Source organism: Blastococcus aggregatus, from assembly GCF_900221005.1.
GTDB classification, from domain to species: domain Bacteria; phylum Actinomycetota; class Actinomycetes; order Mycobacteriales; family Geodermatophilaceae; genus Blastococcus; species Blastococcus aggregatus.
In genome coordinates this window covers 57,333-76,667 of the sequence record NZ_OBQI01000002.1, presented here as the reverse complement: position 1 = coordinate 76,667, position 19,335 = coordinate 57,333, and the positions used below count along the sequence as shown (strand labels likewise).

The window sequence follows — 19,335 nt, the reverse complement described above, 5'->3', positions numbered from 1 at the left end:
GCTCCTGGTCAAGACTGGGGGCTGGTCGCGGATGGAGTGTAGATGGTCGGGCCATAGCCGGAGCGCGCGTGGAGCCGGCCCATGGACGCAAGCAGTTGGAGGTGGGCGTGGGTCTCCACGACGGCCAGCATCTGGTTGAAGTCATCGAGTGAGTCCAGACGGCGCTGCCGGCGGGTCCAGCCCAGGACCGTGGCGACCTCCTGGGCAGTGGTCGCTCCGGAGGCGACCGCGGCCAGGCACCTGGCGAGGCGGTCGTCATGGTGGTCCAGAAGCTCCTTTACCCTATCGTGCGCGCTGTCAGTGACCGGCCCGTGGGCTGGGAGGAGTCGGAGGTCGGGCAACTCGAGCACCACCCGCAGGGAGTCCATGTAGTCGCCCAGGGGGAGTGGTGCGGGGATGGGCTCGAACCCGATGGACGGCGTGATGTGTGGCAGGACGTGGTCCCCGGCGAACAGCAGTCCCGCCTCGGGATCGGCGAAGACGACATGCCCCTGGGTGTGGCCGGGCGTCGGGATCGCCAGCAGTGTCCGTCCGCGCAGCGCTATCTGGGCGCCCCTCTCCAGCCAGTCGTCAGGCGGCTCCCAGTCCTCGATCGGACCCTCCACCATGTCGGCGCGCCGCAGTCTCTCGATGAGTGCGTCGGCGCCGCTGGCGCGCAGCGCCACGATCTGCGGCTCGAAACGGCGCAGGGGGTCATCGGTCAGGAGCAGATCGATGGCAGGTTTCTCGCCGACGCCGAGGCTGACGTGTGCACCGACATCCCGCCGGAGGGCGATGGCCTGGGTGTAGTGGTCCCGGTGTAGATGGGTGACGAGGAAGCGGCGGATGTCGCCGAGCCGGTAACCCAGGGAGCCCAGGGCCGCAGACAGTTGGCTGCGGGACTGCTCGAGGGCCCAGCCCCCGTCTATCATGACGAGCCCGTCTTCGTCCTCGATGACATAGACGTTGACCGCCCGCAGGCCATCCATGGGAAGGGGCAGCGGCACCCGGTAGACCCCGGGCGCCACCCGGAAGGCGCCGGCATCGGCCCAGTCGGGGCGATCAGCGGACACGAGAACCCGCCGGGAACTCGCCGGTGTCCGCCCAACCGGCGAGGGTCTTCATCACGATCTTCCCGAGGGGGTCACGGGGGAGCCGCTCCAGGAAGACGATCTGCCGCGGGTACTTGTAGGGAGCCAGGCGGTCCTTCACGAACCTCTGGAGCTCGACACGAAGCGCCTCGTCTGGTTCGGTGCCCGGGGTCAGGACGACCCACGCCATGACGGTCTGCCCGAGCTTCGCGTCCGGCGCGGCGGTGACGGCCACCTCGGCGACCGCCTCGTGTGCGGAAAGGGCCTGCTCCACCTCGACCGGCGCCACCTTGTGACCACCGGGGGTGATCATCATGTCGGACCGGCCCATGTACCAGTAGTGGCCGTCGGCATCTACGCGGACGAGGTCGTCGGTGACGGTCCACCCTTCACGAACGTCGCGGGACTGCAGCTCGGGGCGGTTCCAATAGGTGAGTCCGGTGACGCCTCGGACCGCCAGCTGCCCGATCTCACCGGGTGGCACGTCCTCCAATGGCGAGGTGTAGGGGGTCACGACTCGGGCGATCCATCCGTCCGTCGGCGCCCAGATGCTCAGCGGAGGAGTACGGCCGTCGTGCGGCGGGATGAAGAACCAGGCAGCGAAGGCGGTGCTGCCCACGGGGTTGAGCAGATCCAGGCCGTGCTTGCGCCAGGCCTCGTGCAACCACTGGCCGTTGCTCGTGATGAACGGCGCGTATGTCCGGCGCAGCGAGGAGAGGTCGTATGCGGCTGGATCGTTCTCGAGAACCGGCAGCATCTGCGCCCAGGTCGTGCCCATGGCCAGCAGCCAGGTAACCCCGTAGTCGCCCACCGCGCGCAGTACCGTCTCTGGGTTGCTGAAGTCCTCCAGTTCGACGAACGTGATTCCGGCGACGAGCGAGAACGTGGCCCGGGACAGCCAACCGGCGGCGTGTCCGATTGGCGCAGGGAACATGTGGACGTCGTCGTCCGATACGTCGTAGCCGGCGACCGTGCACTCGGCTGCGAGCAGCAGGCGTCGCGCAGTGTGGTAGCAAGCCTTCGGGACACCGGTGGTCCCGCCGGTGTGCCAGATGACGCCCACGGCGTCCGCCGGATGCGGTACCGGGTCGAAGCTCTCCGGCTGTCCCTCGATGAGTGCCTCCCATGAGAGATGCTCGGTGCCGGCGGCGTCCGGATAGGCGATCACGTGTTCCACCGACGCGATGTCGCTTCGCCCCAAAGCGTCCAACTCGTCCAGGCTGGCGCTGGTGTTCGCTACCACGAGCACCTTGACGAGCGTGTCGTTCAGGAAGAAGCGCAGCTCATCGCGCCGGGCAGCGGCGGGGACGAGGACCGAGATGGCGCCCAGGCGCCAGGCGGCGAGGAACGCGATCAGCGCCTCGGGTCGGTTGGGAGTCCGCACGGCGACCCGGTCGCCAGGGCCCACACCGAGTTCCTGCAGTGCGTGCGCCAGTCGGGCGCTCGCGCGGCTCAGGTCGGCGTAGGTGTACAGGCTGCCGTCGTCGGCGAGGTGGATAGCGACACGGTCCCCGCGCCCCTCGCGCACGTGCCGGTCGACCAGCGCCTCGGTGAGGTTCAAGGTGCCCCCTACGGCCGAGTCGGGGCGCTCGGGATAATCGGGCTGGTCCTCCACGGGCACCAACCAACCGGCGGGCACGGAAGAGTACGCGGGGTAGATGTCCTTCATGGCCGGAGTCTACGATCGGTTGATCGATCAGTCCATGACCCCGGGGGAGCGCGGAGTGGTTTCGTTGGCCGAACACGAGAGTGATCTCGTCGCGCTCGTCGCCCAATTCGTGGATAACCGGTTGCGGCCGAGGGTCCGTCACTTCGAGGGGGTCGACCGGTACCCGGAGGAACTGATCGAGCAGATGAAGAAGCTCGGCTTCTTCGGATTACTCATCCCCGAAAGATGCAGCGGGGGTGGGATCAGCATGGCCTGCTTCGCTAGGGCGTGTCTCCTGGATCTTGCTTCGCGGGGTCGCGGAGTCAGATCCTGATCGATGCGACATCGATCGTGCCGCGGTACACGAACTCGCGCTTGTCGGTGCGCATGGCGACCGCCCGGAAACCCTTGAGCTTGTTGATCGCTCGCTCGACGGTGTTGCGCACCCTGTACGCCTCGCCGTCGAACGCCGGTGGTCGGCCTCCGGCCCAGCCTTTCGCGGCGCGGCGTTTCTGCTGGTCGGTCTTCTCCGGGATGGTCGCCTTGATCGGGCGTCGGCGCAGCTCAGTGCGGATCCTCCGGTTGGAGTAGGCCTTGTCCGCTAGCATCCGATCCGGCCGGGTCCGCGGCCGGGAGGGTCGCCCGCGCGAACTACCCGCAGCTTCTTCATCAGCGGGTCGAAGGCCAGCGAGTCGTGCCGCTGCCCGGCGGTGGTCACGTGTACCAGCGGCCGGCAGTTGGTGTCGGCCAGCGGGTGGATCTTCGTGGTAAGCCCGCCGCGGGAGCGGCCCAACGCCTCCCGGTCCCGGCCGCGATGAGTTGACGCGGGCGGATTGTTGTCATTCGACTCAGCCCTGTGTGGCCCGCCGGCTCGGCCACGGCCGAGGACGTCGTGGCCGGCTCCGGCAGCAGCGGAGCCAGCGCCTCGGCCGACACATCCTTGGGCGGCGCATGACGGGCGCCCGCTGCTTGCTCGTGCGCTCGGACCACGGTGGAGTCGATCGCCAACGCCCACTCCTGGGAGGTCGTCCTCGAGACCCGTCCCTCCGGACGGGACGGGCTGCTCCGGGTCGAGGAACGGCAGGATCTGGTGTTTCGGGAGGCCCCCGGCCCGGCCGACGGCCCCCCGCCGCCCGAGTCGGCCGCAGCCCTCCACCCGGCCGGAGTCCCGCTGCCGCGACGGCGCGGCGGAGTGGTCCCTGGCCACCGGCCCGACGCTGCTGATGCGCTTCAGCGCGGGCACCGCCAACGCACACCGTATTCACTACGACTGGCCCTACGCCAGACCGGTCGAGGATACCCGGGCCTGGTCGTACATGGGCCGTTGATGACACCACTGCTCGTCGAGAGCCTTCGCGAGGCCGGCGCGCTACCCGACCGGGCCCGGGTACGACACCGTAACCAGGCACCGCTGTTCTGCGCCCAGCCCGCCACCGTCCGGCATCGGGCCGACGGGCATGGCGTCATCGCGACGCGCGAACGCGGGGCGCGCGACGAGACGATGATCTGCACGAGTCTCACCGCACAGCCCCTGGAGAAGAGCAGTCCCCATGCGTGAAGCAGTCACTGCGAGCCGGTCCGCACCCCGATCGGCCGTACGGTTGCATGCTATTTTGCCCCTGGCCGCCGCGAACCCCGACGTGGCCGCGCTCAGCGCTCCGGTTGAGCCCACCGGAATCGTGCCGTGAGATGACGGAGGAAGGGCCAAGAGCAGTGACACTCGCCATCACAAGCCGACGACTCTCCATGGGAGATGTCGACCAGGTCATCGCCTTCTACGGCCGCTACTTCTCCTGGATGGACGACGGCTTCTCCGAGCTCCTCAGAGTCTTGGGACATCCAGTCAGCGGCATACTGCAGGACGGGTACGGGCTGCCGGTAGTTGAGACCGGATGCCGGTATTTGCGAGCCGTGGGACTGGATGAGTCGCTCAGGATCGAGACCGCTGTCGTCGCGACGCGACGCACCAGTCTTGATATCGGGCATGTTATGTGGGCCGACGATGATCAAGTCGCTGTCGCGCAAACTACTCACGTCTGGGTGCGACGCACTCCCGAGCTGAGTCCCGAGCCAGTACCCCAGTGGATCCGGGCAGCGGTGACCATTCCGGAAGGGTATCAGCCCCCTCCGTCGCGGTAGTTGCTCGACAGGTCCGGCGAGGACGTCCCGATTTCCGTGGACCTTCGGTGGCGGCCCGAAGATCTCAGGCTACGTTCACGAGTTCATCTTGCACGACGGTTCGACAGTTTCCGTGACCTCTCACTCCACGACGGCGCGTAGTGCTGGCAGGTGCAGGTGCAGGTGCAGGTGCAGGTGCAGGTGCCGTAGCGGAACTGGTTGCTTGCAGCCCTCGACCATCCCTCGGCGCAGCGCAGCGCCCACCTAGCCGACACCTAGCCGTCCAACCCAGTCCTTGATCCACCACACACGATGAAGGGCCACGCATGATGATCACGGCCCGAAAGTCGCTACTCGCGAATCTGGGTCTGATGAGCTCCTGGCTCACTTCCCAGGCGGTAGCCAGGCCGGCCGACGCGGAGGCGCCCGCACCGACGAGCGCGGGCCAGCGTGCCCGGGCCCGCGTCGAGGGCGAGTCCAAGCGAGACGTGAGGCTCCACCCTCTCAGCATCAAGGCCGGACCAGCAGTGGCAGCGACCCGGGGGCCATGATGATGCTCGGCCCGGCCCGTTGGCCGTCCCCCGCAAGTCGAGCCTAACGGGAAGGGCGCACGTCCGGCTGGGTGCCATGCGACGGCCGTCCCGTATGACCCGCCCGGTGAAGATCTTCGGATGGGGGCGTCAACCGGGACGCCTGCTGGGTGCCGGGCGTGAACGGGTGGCGAGATGCGGTGCTCGGATCGGTGTTGAGCACGGCTTGGTGGACAACGCCGGGTGGCACGCCGAGGACCTCGGTGACTCGGTCGATGTGGGCCAGCCAGCGGCCCGGTGGCAGAGCGACGATGACGGCGGCCACGTCGCGAAGCGTGGCGGGGATGCCCGAGGTGCTTTGGTCGCGCACGCTCGGGGTGAGGCGTGCGTCGAGCAGGGCGTCGGCGAGGCTGCCTGAGCTATCGATAGCCGTCCGCAGTCGGGCTGAGCCGTCGCGGTGGAAGAGGTCAGCGGGATCGAGCCCGTCGGGGAGGGCAAGGCGGCGCGGGTCGTCGCCGCGGGTGGTGAGCTGCCAGTAGATGCGCTCGGCGGCCTGCTGCCCGGCGGGGTCGTTGTCGGTGGCCGCCAGGATGCCGGGGGCGCCGTCGTCGACGTGGGGGAGGAGCAGGTCGGCCTGCCGGTCGGTGAGGGCGGTGCCGAGGGTGGCCACGCCGACGGTGCGTCCGGCGCCGGCCAGGGTGAGGGCGATGGCGTCCAGTGGGCCTTCGACGAGGGCCGGGGTGGCTCCGGCGGCCAGGGCGGCCCGGCCCTCGTGGAGCCCGAACAGATGCTCGCCCTTCCGGTACAGGTCGGTGCCCGGGGTGTTGAGGTATTTGGGCTCGGCGCGTCCGTCGTCGGGTGCGGTGGGGTTGCGGCGGGCGATGAAGCCGACGACGGCGCCGTCCCGGTCGTGGATGGGGAAGGTGAGTCGGTCGCGGAACCGGTCGATCAGCGTGCCGGTGCGGGCTCGCTGGGCGAGGCCGGCGGCGAGTAGTTCGGTGTCGGTGGCGCCGTGGCCGCGCAGGTGGTCGACGAGGGCGGTCCAGCCGGCGGGGGCGTAGCCGGGGGCGAACCGTGGGTCGCCGGTGAGGTCGGTGCCCAGCCGCTCGCGCAGGTAGTCCGCCGCCCAGGAGTCGGGGTAGTGGCCGGTGTAGAAGGTGGCGGTCTGGGTGTTGAGCTCGATGAGCCGGTCGCGGCTGACGGCGGCGGTGGCCCAGAAGTGCTGGTCGAGCAGGTAGTCGGCGTCGTCGGTGGGCGGTTCGCCGAGGGCGAAGGGGTCGGGGGTGCGGTACCGCCGGTCGGCCGGCGGCGACTCACCGTCGTGGGGGGCGGAGGGCTCCTGGTCCGCGCCGGTCAGGTCCGGATGGTCGGTGACCGCGGACGCCGCGTCGTCCTGGGCCGGGGGGAGCTGGTGGGCGTCGTCGGGTGGTTGCAGGTCGGCCGGCAGCGGCTCGGGGGCGTCGATGGGTGCGGGGTCGGTGAGCGCGGCGACGCGGAACACCAGGGCCTCGGCGATCTCGTCGCCGGCCTGCGCGGTGACCGCCGCGGGGAGGCCGGTGACGGCGGCGTCGAGGAGATCGGTCGGCGTCCAGCCGGCGCGGATGCCGGTGGTGACCGCGGCGACCAGCGCCGGCCAGGCCGGGGCGCCGAGCACCTGGTGGCGGTGCTTGACGGGCAGCAGCTCGAGGAGGGTGGCGCACCACTGGGGGCGCAGCGCTCCGGCGTCGGGTCCGGTGGCGGGCACGGTCGCGGGGGACAGGTGCGGTGCGAGCCGCCACCACAGGGCGGCGGCGGGCAGGTCGTCGGGTAGCGGCCGCCGGGCGGCGACGGCGGCGAGCAGGCCGGCGGCGTCGAGGCCGGCGCGGTCGGCGGCGGCCAGCCGTTCGGCCAGGGCCGGCCAGTGGGTGTCGCGGCGGATGCGCGGGTCGAGGCTGTCGGCCAGCGCCATCCACACCGACCGTCCCGGGGTGGGGGTGACGGCGATGGCTCGGTCCAGTCGGGCCTGGTGGTGTCGTTCGGCGGTCGGGAATCGCGGCGGGCCGGTGGGGCGCCGGTCCTGGTCTGGAACATCGAGGGCGGCCCGCCAGACGGCGAGGTCCGCGCGCAGCGCGGCTTGTTCGGGGGCCAGCAGGGAGCCCGCCCAGCCGGGTGCGGTGGTCGGGGTCATGGTCGCGGCAGTGGCGGCGACCCGGGCCGCGCAGCCGGTGAGGTGGCCGGCGCGGGCGGCCAGGTAGGGGCCCCAGTGCGGATCGTCGGCCAGCGCGGGAGGGACGGCGGGCAGCCACGGCAGCGGACCGGGCGGGCCGGCGGCAGGTAGTCGCCAGTCCAGGACGGCGGCGGGGTCGGCGGCGCTGTCCAGGTCACGCATGCCGGCGGTGTGGGTGAGCGCGGCGAGCGGGTCGCTGCCGGCCAGGGCCAGCAGCGCCAGGTGGCCGCGCAGGGTCGGCCAGGCCGGTGCCGCGGTCAGCCCGGGCAGGAGATTGTCGGCGGCGTCCTCCAGTTGTTCTCCTGTTCCCGGTTCGAGGCGGTGCTCGGCGGCGAAGCGCAGCGCGTCGGCGTAGCGGACGGCGGCGGTGTGCAGCTGCCCGGCCGGGTCGGCCAGCGCCCGGCGGATGGCGGTGGCCGAGGTCTGCGCGTCGTCGCGGGCCAGCATGGCCACCAGCAGGTCGGTCGCGGTCGGCGGAAAGACGGCGGCGGGGGTGATGATGCTGTGCGGGTCGCCGTCGGCCACAGTGGAGAGGTAGAGGTGGTTGGCGGAGCGGCCGCGGGAGAGCGCCACGTAGAGCAGTTGCCGGCTCTCGGTTCCGGTCAGGACGGTGTGGCAGGTGTCGGCGGTGACGCCCTGGGCGCCGTGCACGGTGGCCGCGTAGCCCAGCTGCACGTGCTCGCGGACATAAGCCGCCGGCAGGGTCAGGTGCCGGCCGGTGCCGGTGTGGGTGACCATGAGGGTGCCATCGTCGCCGACCGCTTGCACGGTGAAGCGGTCGCCGTTCTTCACCCAGTCGGTGGCGCCCAGCGGCAGGGTCCGGTCGTTGCGTCGGGTGAGAACAGGATCGCCGGCGCCGGCCCGGGTGCCGTCGGCCAGCACCACCTCGGGGCCGGGCGGGCCGGGGGAGGAGGCCAGCCGGTCGGCGCGGGCCCGCTCATTCAGCCGCGCCACGACCTCGCGGGTGGCCGCCAGCAGCAGCGCGTCCACCCCGGCGGCGCGGTCGGCCGCCCAGGCTGCGTAGGCCTGGTCGGCGCAGCTGGCCAGCTCGCCGACGTGCACCCGGCCGGCGTCGAGGTAGAAGCCCAGCCCGGTGGTGTCACCGTCGCGGATAGCGACGGTGGCAGCGGCCTCGGCGGAGTCGGCGAAGCGCACCAGCTGGGTCAGCGTCACCGCCCCGTGCGTGGCGGCGATCTCGCTGAGCACACCGCCGGCGGCCACCGCGGTCAGCTGCCGCGGGTCACCGACCAGCCGGAGGCTGCCGCCCCTGGCCAAGACGTAGTCGGTGGCGCGGGCCAGCTCCACGGTGCCGGCCATCCCGGCCTCGTCGACGATGACCAGCGTGCCCGGCCCGATGCCGGCCACCCAGTCGGGCAGCTCCGCTTCGTCGAGGGACCAGACCAGCTTGGTCAGGGTGTCGCAGCGGTCGGGCAGGGAGGAGCGCAGCGCTGCCGCGGCGACCGCGGAGGGGGCCAGCCCGAGCACCGTTCCGCCGCCGGCGGTCCAGGCGCGGGCCAGGGTCGCCAGCGCGGTGGTCTTCCCGGCCCCGGCCGGGGCGACGGCCAGCTGCAGCCGGGCGCCGCTGCCGGCCAGCTGGCGGACCAGCTGCGCCTGTCCGGGGTTGAGCTCGGTGCCGTTGGCGGCGGCCTCCAGCAGCGCCAGCTCCACCACCGCCGGATCGGCGCGGCGGCCACCGCCGCGGCCGGCGGCCGCGACCAGCCGGGTCTCGGCGTCCAGCACCGCCTGGCTGGTGTACAGCTGGGCGCCGGCGACGGTGTAGACGCTGGCGCCGTCGCAGCGCCGTAGCTCGGCGGGCTCGGCCACCGGATCCGGTGCCCCCAGCGGAACGGACAGCGCCGGGGACAGGGCCGTCTCGGTGACCCGGGACACCGCGACATCGACGTCGTCGGGGGCCACGTCGGCGGCCCGCACTGCCCGCTCAGCCTCGGCGCGCACGTGCCAGAACTGCCAGCTCGCCCGCTGCCCGCTGACCCTCTCCAGCACCCGGGTCGCCGCCGAGTGGACCCAGGCCTCGGTGATCCCCGGTGGGCGCGGCGGCGGCCGGCCGCCCAACACGCGGTCGAGCATGATGGCCAGCGCCGCCGGCCCGCCGAGCACTTCGAGGGCCTGCCGCCGCCAGGCCGCCCGCTGCTCGTCCAGCGAGCGCGGCTCGTGCTTGGCCTCCCGGGTCTCCAGCGTGGCCTGCTGGGCGAGCGCGATCGCCTCGGCTGCCGTCGGTGGCCGGCCGTGCTCGGCCTGGAATGTCGTCGCCAGCTCGCCGCGGCGGACGTCGATCACCCGTCGCCGCGAGGACCAGGCGGCCAGCAGCCCGGCGTCCAGGCCGGCGATCTCGCGCACCGGCCGCTTGTCGGCGTCCCGGCCCGGGCGCTCGGCGAAGCGCACCCCGAGCCCGGCGGTCAGGTGGGCCTCCAGTCGGGTGTTGTAGTGCTCCGAGGCCGCGACGTTCGCCTTGTACAGCACGCGGCCGTCCAGCGCCCGCCACCGTCCGTCGCGGGTCTGCACCTTGTTGCTGACCGCCACGTGGCTGTGCAGGTCGGGGTCGCCCGCGCGGGAGTCGCGGTGGGTGAACACCGCGGCGATCAGTCCGCGGGTCTCCACCTGCCGCGCCCCTCCCGCGCCCAGCCGGGTGAAGACGGCGTGCCGTTCCAGCCAGGCCAGCGTGTCGGCGACCGCTGCGGCGTGGGCGGCCTCGATCTGCTCGGCGACCTCCCGTGGCGCCAGCGCCCACAGCGCCGACACCGACTTCACCGGCGAGAACGTCAGGTCGTAGCCGGCCACCGCCGTGGTGGCCGGCCGGGACGCCCGGGCGATGAACCCCGACAACTCCCGGGCGTCAGCCGGCGGGCGGCCGTGCTCGGCGCGGAACATGCCGCGCGCCACCTCGCCGCGGATCCGAGCCCGCTCCTCCTCCGGCAGCGGGGCGTCGAACGGCCGCCCCTGCGACATGTTGGCCGCGCCGAACTCCTGCGCACAGCGCGCCCGAAAACCGTCGGCGGCCGCGGGGTAGGTCAGGAACGGCAGACCGAGGGCGCCCGCGGCCCGCGCCTGATCGCCGGTCCGCCCGGCGGCCAGAGCCTCCCGCTCCAGGCGTTCCGCGTCGGGATGCCGACCCTCGCCGAACAACGCCTTCATCTGCGCCTCGCCGACCGGCTGTCCGGCACCCACCCCGGTGACGCCGGCCAGTCCGCTCCCGGCCCAGACGCCGGGAGACTCGCCGCGCTGGGAGTAGTAGTCACCCAGGCCCACATGACCTCGCTCGGTGGCATCCAACGCCGCCACCTGCCGCGTCAGGTACGTGTACCCGTCACCCGCGGTCAGCTTGTGCAGCGACATCACGTCCGCGGACGCTAGGAAGACGACCTCCTGTTTCTGCCTCGTAATCCTCGCGTCCCACGGTCCTACCGGCCGAGTGACCGTTCCGAGGGATCGACGTGCTTCACCGCCGCGGCGCGCAGGTCACCAAGGGCGGGCAAGGCAGAGTCGACAGAGCCGCGCGCTTCCGACAGGCGACAAGGCCAACGGATCCCCGAGACCAGGCAGTCGGGCTGCGTCGCACCTCTCCGGAGGACAGACCAGGCTTCGGCCGCCGGGTCAGCCGTCCCGGCGAGGTAGCGCAGGACCGTCGCACGAGCCAGGCAGCCGCCGCATCACATGCAGATCCCTACGGTCCCGTATCCGACAGTGCATGAGGTGTGTCAGCTCGTGATCTTGATAGCTGCTGGCGGTCTCCAGTAACCGCCTGCTGGGGTGAGGCTCGGTTCCGGGGCCGTGGCATGAGGCCGTGTGATGATCCGGCGGTCGGTCAGCTGGACGAGTGGAGGAAGCGGTGGTCAGAACGCTGAGTCGGCAGGCGGCAGCGCTGACGAAGGCGCGGGAGGAATGCCGGGCGCTGGACGCCGACCACGATGCCCATAACCGTTAGGATCGGGGAGGCGACGGCGGAGGCGCTCCTGGTCCTGGAGGCGCGAAGCGAGGTTGAGCAGGCGGCGGCGCTCGGCGAGGAACTGCGCACGCTGCTCGCCGAGGACGTGCCGGCCGAGCGGGCGGCCGCGCTACTGGAGCTGGAGGTTCGGCGGCTGACGAAGGCGGCCGACCGGCCGACACAGATCCGGCCTGCAAGGACGCCCCGCCGTGGCGGATCAGGCTTTGCTGCGGGGCCGGGCAGAATAGGGCACCGTGCCAGTTCTTAACGCTGATCCGATCCCGATGCCAGAAGGGCAACGCGCTCTTCTGCTAAAGATTACCGGTCGAGAGGACGTGGTAGACGCGCTGCACTGGATCGCGGAGCGTCGACCGTTGGTCGGCGGCATCCGTTCGAACGCTTTGCTCACGGCGCTGGTGGCCGCGGCCGATGCCGGGCTAACTGGGGCCGGAGCCGCCTTGCGAGAGGCCTCGCGAGCCGCCCTGTCGAGCACATTCGACACAAGTGCAGATCTGTTGGCTACTGACACGATCGTGGCGCCGCATCGCTATGACCGGGCACTGGCTGAGGTCGCCGGCTGTGTCACCACGGGCTCCCTGGTGGATATCGCGCCTGAGGCGGTCGAGGCAGCTCAGTCCGCCAACCCCGACGTTGTCGAGACGCTGGGCCTCGTTGCCGGGCTCAGCTGGCGGGATCTACGTGATCGGGCAGCCGCACGTGGCGTGCCACTGCCTGGCAAGGCAACAGGACCGTGGAAGAACCGCCAGATCAAGACTGTGTTCGAGATCGTCGATGAAGTGGTCACTGGACGGGGTCAACCTCAGCTCCTAGGGGCAGTCGCATCGCGTCCCCTCGAGCTTCTGCTCGGGCTCAAGGGCACCGGTTGGGCGGCCGTTGAGGCGTTTCGTACAGCCCAGGTGACTTACGGAACGCTCCTGGCCCAGCGCGACGTCGGTAGCGCCTGGAGCGCGCACCGCAACCGGACTAACAACGAGATCAGCCGCCTGATGGTCATGCGGCTGCTGGAGGCCCTGGACGCGGCCGGAGTTGCCTACTGGTCGACGGACGGGAACAGCCCGGTCGCCAAGACGTTTCTCGCCGGCAAGGCAGTGAAGGAGGGGAGGACGCTCGGTCAGCTCTCCGTCGTCACCCGGGACGCCGGTGGTCGGCCTCGCTACGCGATTCTGATCGCTGTAGCTCGCGACGGTGGCACCGCGCGGCGATCGGCTGCGACCGTCCTTAAGTTGCCAGGCAACCTCGTCCTGCCGGGGGTCGCGGTGTTGCTGGGTACGGGATGGTCGGAGCGCGGCGAGAGCGACGATCTGATCCGCGCCTTCGAGGGGCGGGTCTACACCGAACGCGGGCTCACCGACCTGGCTGCGATGGCTACAGATCAGTCAGACCCTGCTGGCATCATGACCAACTCCACCAGCGGCCAGGAGCGATCATGAAAACCAGCATCACCACTGAGGCACGCCGCGATGGCATCGCCGCCGCTCTAGAGGCCGCCAGGCAGGCGACGGCTGCCGGCCAGGGCACCAGCGCCAGCATCATGTGGAAGGGCAGCGAACTTGTCGTGCCGGTGGCCTCGGTGGATCTTGACCTCGTCCTGCTCAACCCCCATAGCCACCGCATCAGTGCACAACTGCAGTCACTGTCCCAAGACGTGCAAGACATGGTCGCTGGCAACCCGTACGGGCCGGAGGCACAAGCAACGATCACCAAGATTCTGCAGGAGACCTCCGGGTACGAGCGGATAAAGATGGCCCTGCTCAACGATGGGCAGCTGGATCCTGGCGTGATAACAACCGCCGGGGTGCTCATCAACGCGAACACCCGAGCCGTCGCGCTGCGGGAGCTTCGGAAGAGCTACGTCAAGGTCCTCGTCCTGCCCCAGGATGCGACGACCAAGGAGATCATTGATCTTGAGCTCCTGCTGCAGATGCGCCAGGACGTCAAGCAGGACTACAGCTTCCCAAGTCAGGCGCTGTTCATTGAGGACCTGATCGAGAGTGGTCACTTCACGGTGCTGGAGGTTGGGCGGCGCATCCGGTCCGACCTTACTGAGAGCGCCGCGGACAAGAAGAAGGCGAGCGAGTTGGTCCAGCTTGAGCTGCGACTCCTCGGCCTCATGCGCGAAGTCCGTACCGCCAGCCGCGGTGCCGTCACCTGGACGTACTTCGACGACAAGCGTCAGGCTCTGCTCGAGATCGATCAGGACTATCAGAAGCTGAAGAACACCAAGCCCGAGGAGGCTACTCGGGTCCGGGACGCCCAGCTCGCCGGAGTGATCGCAGGCGTGGAGTACCGCAAGCTCCGTGAGATCGATGCGTCGCTCATGGACAACTACGTCGAGGGGGCCATGCGAGAGGTCAGCGCGCTGGCCCCGCACGTCGACGCGCTGCTCGGCAGCGGCGCCCCCGATTTTGAGGCGGCACCTGAGGGGCTGGACCTCCTCGATGACGAGACGACCGGCGCCGGCCCGACGCTGTCTGGGCTCTACACCCTGCTGGCCCAGGCCGGTCCCGATGACACCGTGGCCTTGCCCACCAACGATGGACCTCCCCTTGAGCTGCCGCGTAAGGCTGTCGCCGCTGCCTTGTACGGGGCGCTGTCTACGGCGATCGAGAACAAGCAGCGCGACAACCGGCGCTTGGACGATTTGACCGCGCCCATGGTCTTCCTGAAGGAAGCGACCCGGTCGCTGGATAAGGCGACCGGCGCCTACACCGACGTACGGCAGCGCACGGCGTTCGATCACGCGGCCTTCGCGAAGGCCATGCAGGAGTTCCACCGTGCCGCGGCCGAGCTGCTGACCGTTGCTCCGCCCGCGACTCCTGGCAGCGGTGGACCCGCCGGTGCCTGACCCGGCGCTCGGCCTGGCACTGGCCGGCAGTCCGCCGGCCGTTCTCGCTAGTCGCATTGGGCCGGTGCCCAAAGGGTTCTGGCTGCAACTGATCAGCGAGTGGGGCGCGGACGGCGACCAGCCCGGACAGCAGGTACTCCTCTCCTTGGAGCGGCTCCTGGCTCACATGTCGTGGCTTCGTCCTGCATGCACCCGGTATGGCGTCGGCATCCGCTGGCAGCCCGAGCTCCGGGCTCTTCTGGAGCAGACCCGCGCCCAGCGCCGTCTCCTCGACCAGTCCCTGACCGCCCCGGAACCGCTGGATGCTGCTGCTGTCGCCGACCGCCTTACCGGCGGCCGTTTCAACCGCGACCTGCGCACATTCCAGATCCGGGATCTCGGGCACCTGCTGTCTTTGCCCAACGGGGCCAACTTCTCCGTGCCCGGCGCCGGCAAGACGACCGTCGCATACGCCGTCTACGACGCCGAACGCACCGCCGGCCGGGTTGAGCAGATGCTCGTCGTCGCCCCGTTGTCAGCCTTCGAGGCCTGGATGGGCGAGGTCGCGGAGTGCTTCCCGGACGGAGCGCAGCCCGTCGTCGCCCCTTACGTCGACGACGTGCCCGACGACGCCGAAGTACTGGTAGTCAACTACCACCGACTCGGCGGGCACTACGAGGACCTCGCCCGGTGGGTCGCCAAGCGGCCCACCCTCGTGCTGCTCGACGAGGCCCACCGGATGAAACGCGGCTGGAACGGCACCTTCGGCAGCGCCTGCCTGAGCATCGCCTTCCTGGCCGCCCGCCGAGACATTCTCACCGGCACCCCTGCACCCCAGAGCCCGCAGGACCTCGTGGCGCTGTTGGACTACCTGTGGCCGGGGCAGGCCCGGCGGGTGCTGCCCTCGGCCGCGCTGGTCAATCCGCCCCCCGTCGACGCCGGGCACCAGGTGGCGGCTGCCATCGCGCCGCTGTTCGTGCGCACGCGCAAGGGCGAACTGCAGCTGGAGCCACCGCAACTTCGCGTGATTCAGGTCGAGCCCGATGACCTGCAGCGAGAGATCTACCAAGCACTACGCGACCGATACGCCGGGCTAATGCAGGTCAGCATGACCGACCGCATGAACTTCGCGCGGATGGGCGACATCTTCATGTACCTGCTCGAAGCCGCGACCAACCCCCAGCTCCTCACCGCCGGCTCCGGGGCCGATGATGAGTCCGAGTTCCGGCACCCGCCCCTGGAGGTTCCGCCGGGCAGCAAGCTGTGGGACTTGCTGCAGCAGTACAACCAGTACGAGACCCCGGCCAAATTCACCCACCTGGCCCAGATGGTCGCCGACAACGCGGCCGCCGGCCGCAAGACGCTGGTATGGACCAACTTTGTGCGCAACCTCCAGACGCTGGAGCGGATGCTTGCGCTGCACGAACCGGCACTGATCTACGGGGGCATCCCGCCGGCGATGAGTGACCCGACGGCCCCGCGCACCCGCGAGAGCGAGCTCTACCGCTTCAGGAATGACCCTTCCTGCACGGTGTTGCTAGCCAACCCGGCAGCGATGAGCGAGGGCGTCAGCCTGCACCACGACTGCCACGACGCGATCTACCTCGACCGGACATTCAACGCCGGCCAGTACTTGCAGAGCATCGACCGGATTCATCGACTCGGCCTGCCGCCCGGCCAGAGCACACGCATCAGCTTCCTTGTCAGCAACGGCACCATCGACGAGGTGGTGGACGACCGCATCAAAGAGAAGGCAGCCCGCCTCGGGGAGATGCTCGACGATCCGGACATCGCGACGATGGCGCTGCCGTCCGATGAGGACTACGGGCCCGCGATCGACACCCACGACGACCTCGTCGCCCTGTTCGCCCACCTCCGCGGGGAGGAGTGATCACCAGCCCCCCGCCCGGTGCCTCGAGCAGCAGCCGGACCACACCAACGGCCTTCCAGCTGCACGCAGCCGTCCTCGCCGGCCGGGTGCTAGAGCCAACCGGGAACACTACTTCGGCGTTGATCGAGAGCTACGGCAAGCTCGTCACCGGGGGGCTGTATCGGCCGCAGGACCTGCAGGCCGGCCATCAGCTGCTGGTGCGCTCCCGACTCGTGTCCGAGGAGGGCGGCCGCCACATCCCCTCGGAGTCGCTGAAGCGGCTCCGGGATCTCCCCGATGACGTTGCCGCCGAGCTCCTGCTGCACGAGCTGCTGCTGCGTGAGCCCCCACTGTGGCTGTACGCGGCAGTCGTCGACGACGAGGTCCGCTGGGAGAACGTCCCTGACGCCGATCAGGATGCGCTTCGTCAGCTACTGGCGGACGCCGCCCGCCGGGAAGCGCTGCTGCTCACCCTTGGGCGCACCCTCGACGCTGCGCTGCTGGCTGAGTACGGCAAGGCGGGGGAGGAGCACGTCGTATGGGCGTGCCGGCGCTACCTGCGCGATGATCAACAGCGCCCCGACCTCGCGGCCCAAGTGCACCAGGTCAGCCTTCGGAGCGACCAGCTTGGCTACGACGTCACCAGCCCCGACGTCACCGGGCACCGCCACCGCATGGAGATCAAGACCACTGGCAGCGCCGCCGGCGGGCTGGTGGAGTTCTTCCTGTCAAGGAACGAGGCGACCGTTGGCGAGCGTGACCCGTCTTGGTGCCTCGTCGCTGTACGACGGGAGGCGGATATGAGCCTTCATATAGTCGGTTGGTGCCGCGGCGTCACCCTCTTGCCGCTGCTGCCCCGCGACCTGTCCCCGCAAGGACGCTGGACCAGCGTGCGACTGAGCGTGCCCACCACCGACTTCACCCCTGGTCTTCCTCTGGACGTCTGGGTATGAGGCGGCCGATATGCCCGTAGCGACGGGTCAGTTGTCTAGGTAATTAACCGCGTCGCCGCGGCTGGACGAACGCGGCGGCCGCAGCTTGCTCCAAGAAGGCCTCGTGCCAGCCGGTGCCTAGGTCGCCGACCTGTAGCACGTACCGCGTGACAATGTCGAGGAACTGTCCCTCGTCGCCTGCTGCTGTCGCCGGGCGGTGCTGCTCAACCGGCTTCGTGGACAGAGGCACCAGATCGAGAAGCAGATCGAGCGTGCAGGCACGCACCCCGCGCTTGGCGTGGTCGGTCTCGTTTTCGCTGTGCACGACTGCGCAGCCGGCCGCGCGCAAGCCGGCGCGCTGCAGCGCCTCAAGCAACTCCACCCACACCTTCGGGTCGCGGTTGGCGAAGCTGAAAATCAGGTGGCCGTCGGGCCGGAGCAGGCGGGCCGACTCGCGGAAGATCGAGCTGAGCAGTGCCGAGTAGCTCCCGGCTGCGACCAGCTGGCCGGTAGCCCGGTTGACCACCGCGTCCCCGACGGACTCCGGGCTGGCCAGTCCCGCCCAGGCCTGCAGAGGCTGAGAGAGTTCTCCGTACTGCACGTCGTCGTGGTACGGCGGGTCGGTCAGCACAAGGTCGACCGATCCCGTCGGCAGCAGTTGGCGCTGAGAGCTGCCGGCGACCACCAGGACGTCGGGTCGCTGCAGCGCCACCCCGTCGACGTCTGTACCCACCAGCGGACTCACGCTGGCGGACGCGGCCGCAACAGGACCCTGCACCTGCAGGCGCCGGCCTGTGCGCCCCTGCAGCCATTCGGCAGCCTTGACCAGCTGGACCAGGCGCCGCAGCGTCGTTCCGCGACCGCTGGTCACCGTGCCCCAGGCGTTGGGCTCCACCGGCAGGGTCGTGAAGTTGAACCGATGCCCGGCCATTGACTCATAACTCTTGAGGTAGTAGCGGTCCCACCGCGACAGCAGGCCGGCCATCTCGGTCGAACCCACTACCGCCAGGCGCAGAGCCGCCACGACGGCGGGGTCGGACGACGACTCGACGGTGAGGTCCAGCAGTTGCTCCACCATCGCCCGCTGCCGCCGTGGGTAGAGGTCCTCCCAGTTGCGGAAGCCGTGGCGCAGCAGGACCGCGGTTTCTTGCCCGGCCGGAATGGCGCCCAACTGGCGGGTTGGGCGACTGTGCTCGGCAGCCGCGGCGCTCAGTTCCCCAGGCGTCGGCAACCCGAGCTCACGGCGGCCGCCGCCAGCGCGCTCGACGAGCACCACCTCCCAGTCCAGCCCGGTGACGGCGGCGCGGGCCTCCAGCCGGTCCTGGTGGCCGCACGGGCAGGTCACCACCCGACGCGGGGTGTAGGTGGCCGCCGGGTCGATGAGAACCGAGCAAGTGGGACAGCGTCGGGTGCGGTCCCGGTGCCCCTGGAACAGGTGACCGTTCGGGCAGGCCAGAAAGGCCTCGGGGAGACCGCGTTCGACCCGGCTAAGCAGGCTGACAAGGGCATGCGGGAACAGCTTCTGTCTGGTGCCGCAGTGCGTGCAGGCCGCCACCGCGACCCGGAAGGTGTGTGAGACCTGGCCCGGCGTTCCGTTGGACAGCACGGTTCCGTAGGCGGCCTGGGCTGGAGCCAGCACCCGCTGGGACAGCGCGGCGACGCCGGCCCGCAGCGACTCGGGGTCGGGCAGGTCCAACATCGCTGCCAGGCCGGCGGCGGCCCAGGGGTTGAGATCTTGGGCGTAGACACTGTGCCCGCGCATTACTGCGGCCAGAGGGATGACCCCACCGCCGGCGAAGGGGTCGCTGACCACCAGGCGGCCGGGGTGGTCAGAGTTGACCGCGTCGATGATTGCCCCGTTCACCGACTCGGTACGACGGGCCCACCAGCGGTAGGTGCTCACCGGGGGCAGGTGGACCTCGCGGTTGCGGACCTCACGGCGGACCCGCGCAGAAATTGCCTCGGCGTCCAGGTGTCGCAACGGGCTACGCAGGATGTTCCGCTCGGGTTCGCCAGAGGTGCCGAAGTCAGGCACCTTGAGCAGGTCGACGTTGAGCGCCGCCCGGGTCCGGTGACCGGCCGCAACGGACGCGTCGGGAGTGACGCCGCTAGTCATGACAGCCCCAGCCGGACGGCGGTCGCCGACAAGGTGCTTACCGCTCGGGCGGCCGCG

General features: G+C 70.4%; 13 protein-coding genes. 7 read left to right on the top strand and 6 right to left on the bottom strand.

Features of this window, described 5'->3' with window-relative positions; translation table 11 throughout:
* Positions 1 to 8: 8 nt before the first annotated feature.
* Together CRP29_RS06030 and CRP29_RS06025 are read right to left on the bottom strand one after the other, a co-directional pair.
* Entirely contained in the window at positions 9 to 1,052 is a 1,044-nt protein-coding gene (locus CRP29_RS06030) for an MBL fold metallo-hydrolase (protein ID WP_217991475.1), read from the bottom strand.
* Positions 1,042 to 2,739 (bottom strand): acetate--CoA ligase, encoded by a 1,698-nt coding sequence (locus CRP29_RS06025; protein WP_097194201.1) that lies wholly within the window; start codon positions 2,737 to 2,739, stop codon positions 1,042 to 1,044. Before CRP29_RS06025 ends, CRP29_RS06030 begins: the two co-directional genes overlap by 11 nt.
* On the opposite strand from CRP29_RS06025, the gene CRP29_RS06020 reads away from it, so the two are divergent.
* Positions 2,738 to 3,052 (top strand): acyl-CoA dehydrogenase family protein, encoded by a 315-nt coding sequence (locus CRP29_RS06020; RefSeq protein WP_245852534.1) that lies wholly within the window; start codon positions 2,738 to 2,740, stop codon positions 3,050 to 3,052. The genes CRP29_RS06025 and CRP29_RS06020 overlap by 2 nt on opposite strands.
* Here the strand turns inward: CRP29_RS06020 and CRP29_RS06015 are convergent.
* Complete coding sequence (locus tag CRP29_RS06015; protein WP_097194200.1) at positions 3,042 to 3,326, bottom strand: transposase; 285 nt, start codon at positions 3,324 to 3,326, stop codon at positions 3,042 to 3,044. The two genes, CRP29_RS06020 and CRP29_RS06015, sit on opposite strands and share 11 nt — an antisense overlap.
* Positions 3,320 to 3,511: a hypothetical protein gene (locus tag CRP29_RS06010; protein WP_097194199.1), complete on the bottom strand. Its 192-nt coding sequence runs from the start codon at positions 3,509 to 3,511 to the stop codon at positions 3,320 to 3,322. The genes CRP29_RS06015 and CRP29_RS06010 overlap by 7 nt, the downstream gene beginning before the upstream one ends.
* A gap of 534 nt (positions 3,512 to 4,045) precedes the next feature.
* On the opposite strand from CRP29_RS06010, the gene CRP29_RS06005 reads away from it, so the two are divergent.
* Positions 4,046 to 4,276, top strand: a complete 231-nt coding sequence (locus CRP29_RS06005) for a hypothetical protein (RefSeq protein ID WP_097194198.1) — start codon at positions 4,046 to 4,048, stop codon at positions 4,274 to 4,276.
* A 155-nt stretch (positions 4,277 to 4,431) separates the two neighbouring features.
* Positions 4,432 to 4,857, top strand: a complete 426-nt coding sequence (locus tag CRP29_RS06000) for an acyl-CoA thioesterase (protein ID WP_176522859.1) — start codon at positions 4,432 to 4,434, stop codon at positions 4,855 to 4,857.
* 573 nt (positions 4,858 to 5,430) lie between these two features.
* Here the strand turns inward: CRP29_RS06000 and mobF are convergent.
* On the bottom strand, positions 5,431 to 10,926 hold the full coding sequence (mobF, locus tag CRP29_RS05995) for a MobF family relaxase (protein ID WP_097194822.1): 5,496 nt from the start codon (positions 10,924 to 10,926) through the stop codon (positions 5,431 to 5,433).
* Between the two features lie 924 nt (positions 10,927 to 11,850).
* Between mobF and CRP29_RS05985 the strand changes: the two genes are divergently transcribed.
* The 4 genes from CRP29_RS05985 to CRP29_RS05970 all read left to right on the top strand — a co-directional run bounded on the left by CRP29_RS05985 (position 11,851) and on the right by CRP29_RS05970 (position 17,183).
* The gene (locus CRP29_RS05985; protein WP_097194195.1) at positions 11,851 to 12,966 is read left to right on the top strand and encodes a hypothetical protein; all 1,116 of its coding nucleotides are present in this window, start codon (positions 11,851 to 11,853) and stop codon (positions 12,964 to 12,966) included.
* Entirely contained in the window at positions 12,963 to 14,381 is a 1,419-nt protein-coding gene (locus CRP29_RS05980; protein WP_097194194.1) for a hypothetical protein, read from the top strand. Before CRP29_RS05985 ends, CRP29_RS05980 begins: the two co-directional genes overlap by 4 nt.
* Positions 14,382 to 14,445: 64 nt before the next feature.
* Positions 14,446 to 16,251, top strand: coding sequence for a DEAD/DEAH box helicase (locus CRP29_RS05975; RefSeq protein WP_141437071.1), 1,806 nt, complete (start codon positions 14,446 to 14,448; stop codon positions 16,249 to 16,251).
* Positions 16,252 to 16,370: 119 nt separating this feature from the next.
* The gene (locus CRP29_RS05970) at positions 16,371 to 17,183 is read left to right on the top strand and encodes a protein NO VEIN domain-containing protein (RefSeq protein WP_176522858.1); all 813 of its coding nucleotides are present in this window, start codon (positions 16,371 to 16,373) and stop codon (positions 17,181 to 17,183) included.
* Positions 17,184 to 17,226: 43 nt separating this feature from the next.
* Here the strand turns inward: CRP29_RS05970 and CRP29_RS05965 are convergent, their stop codons facing one another.
* Positions 17,227 to 19,278: a hypothetical protein gene (locus CRP29_RS05965; protein WP_097194191.1), complete on the bottom strand. Its 2,052-nt coding sequence runs from the start codon at positions 19,276 to 19,278 to the stop codon at positions 17,227 to 17,229.
* Between the last annotated feature and the right edge of the window lie 57 nt (positions 19,279 to 19,335).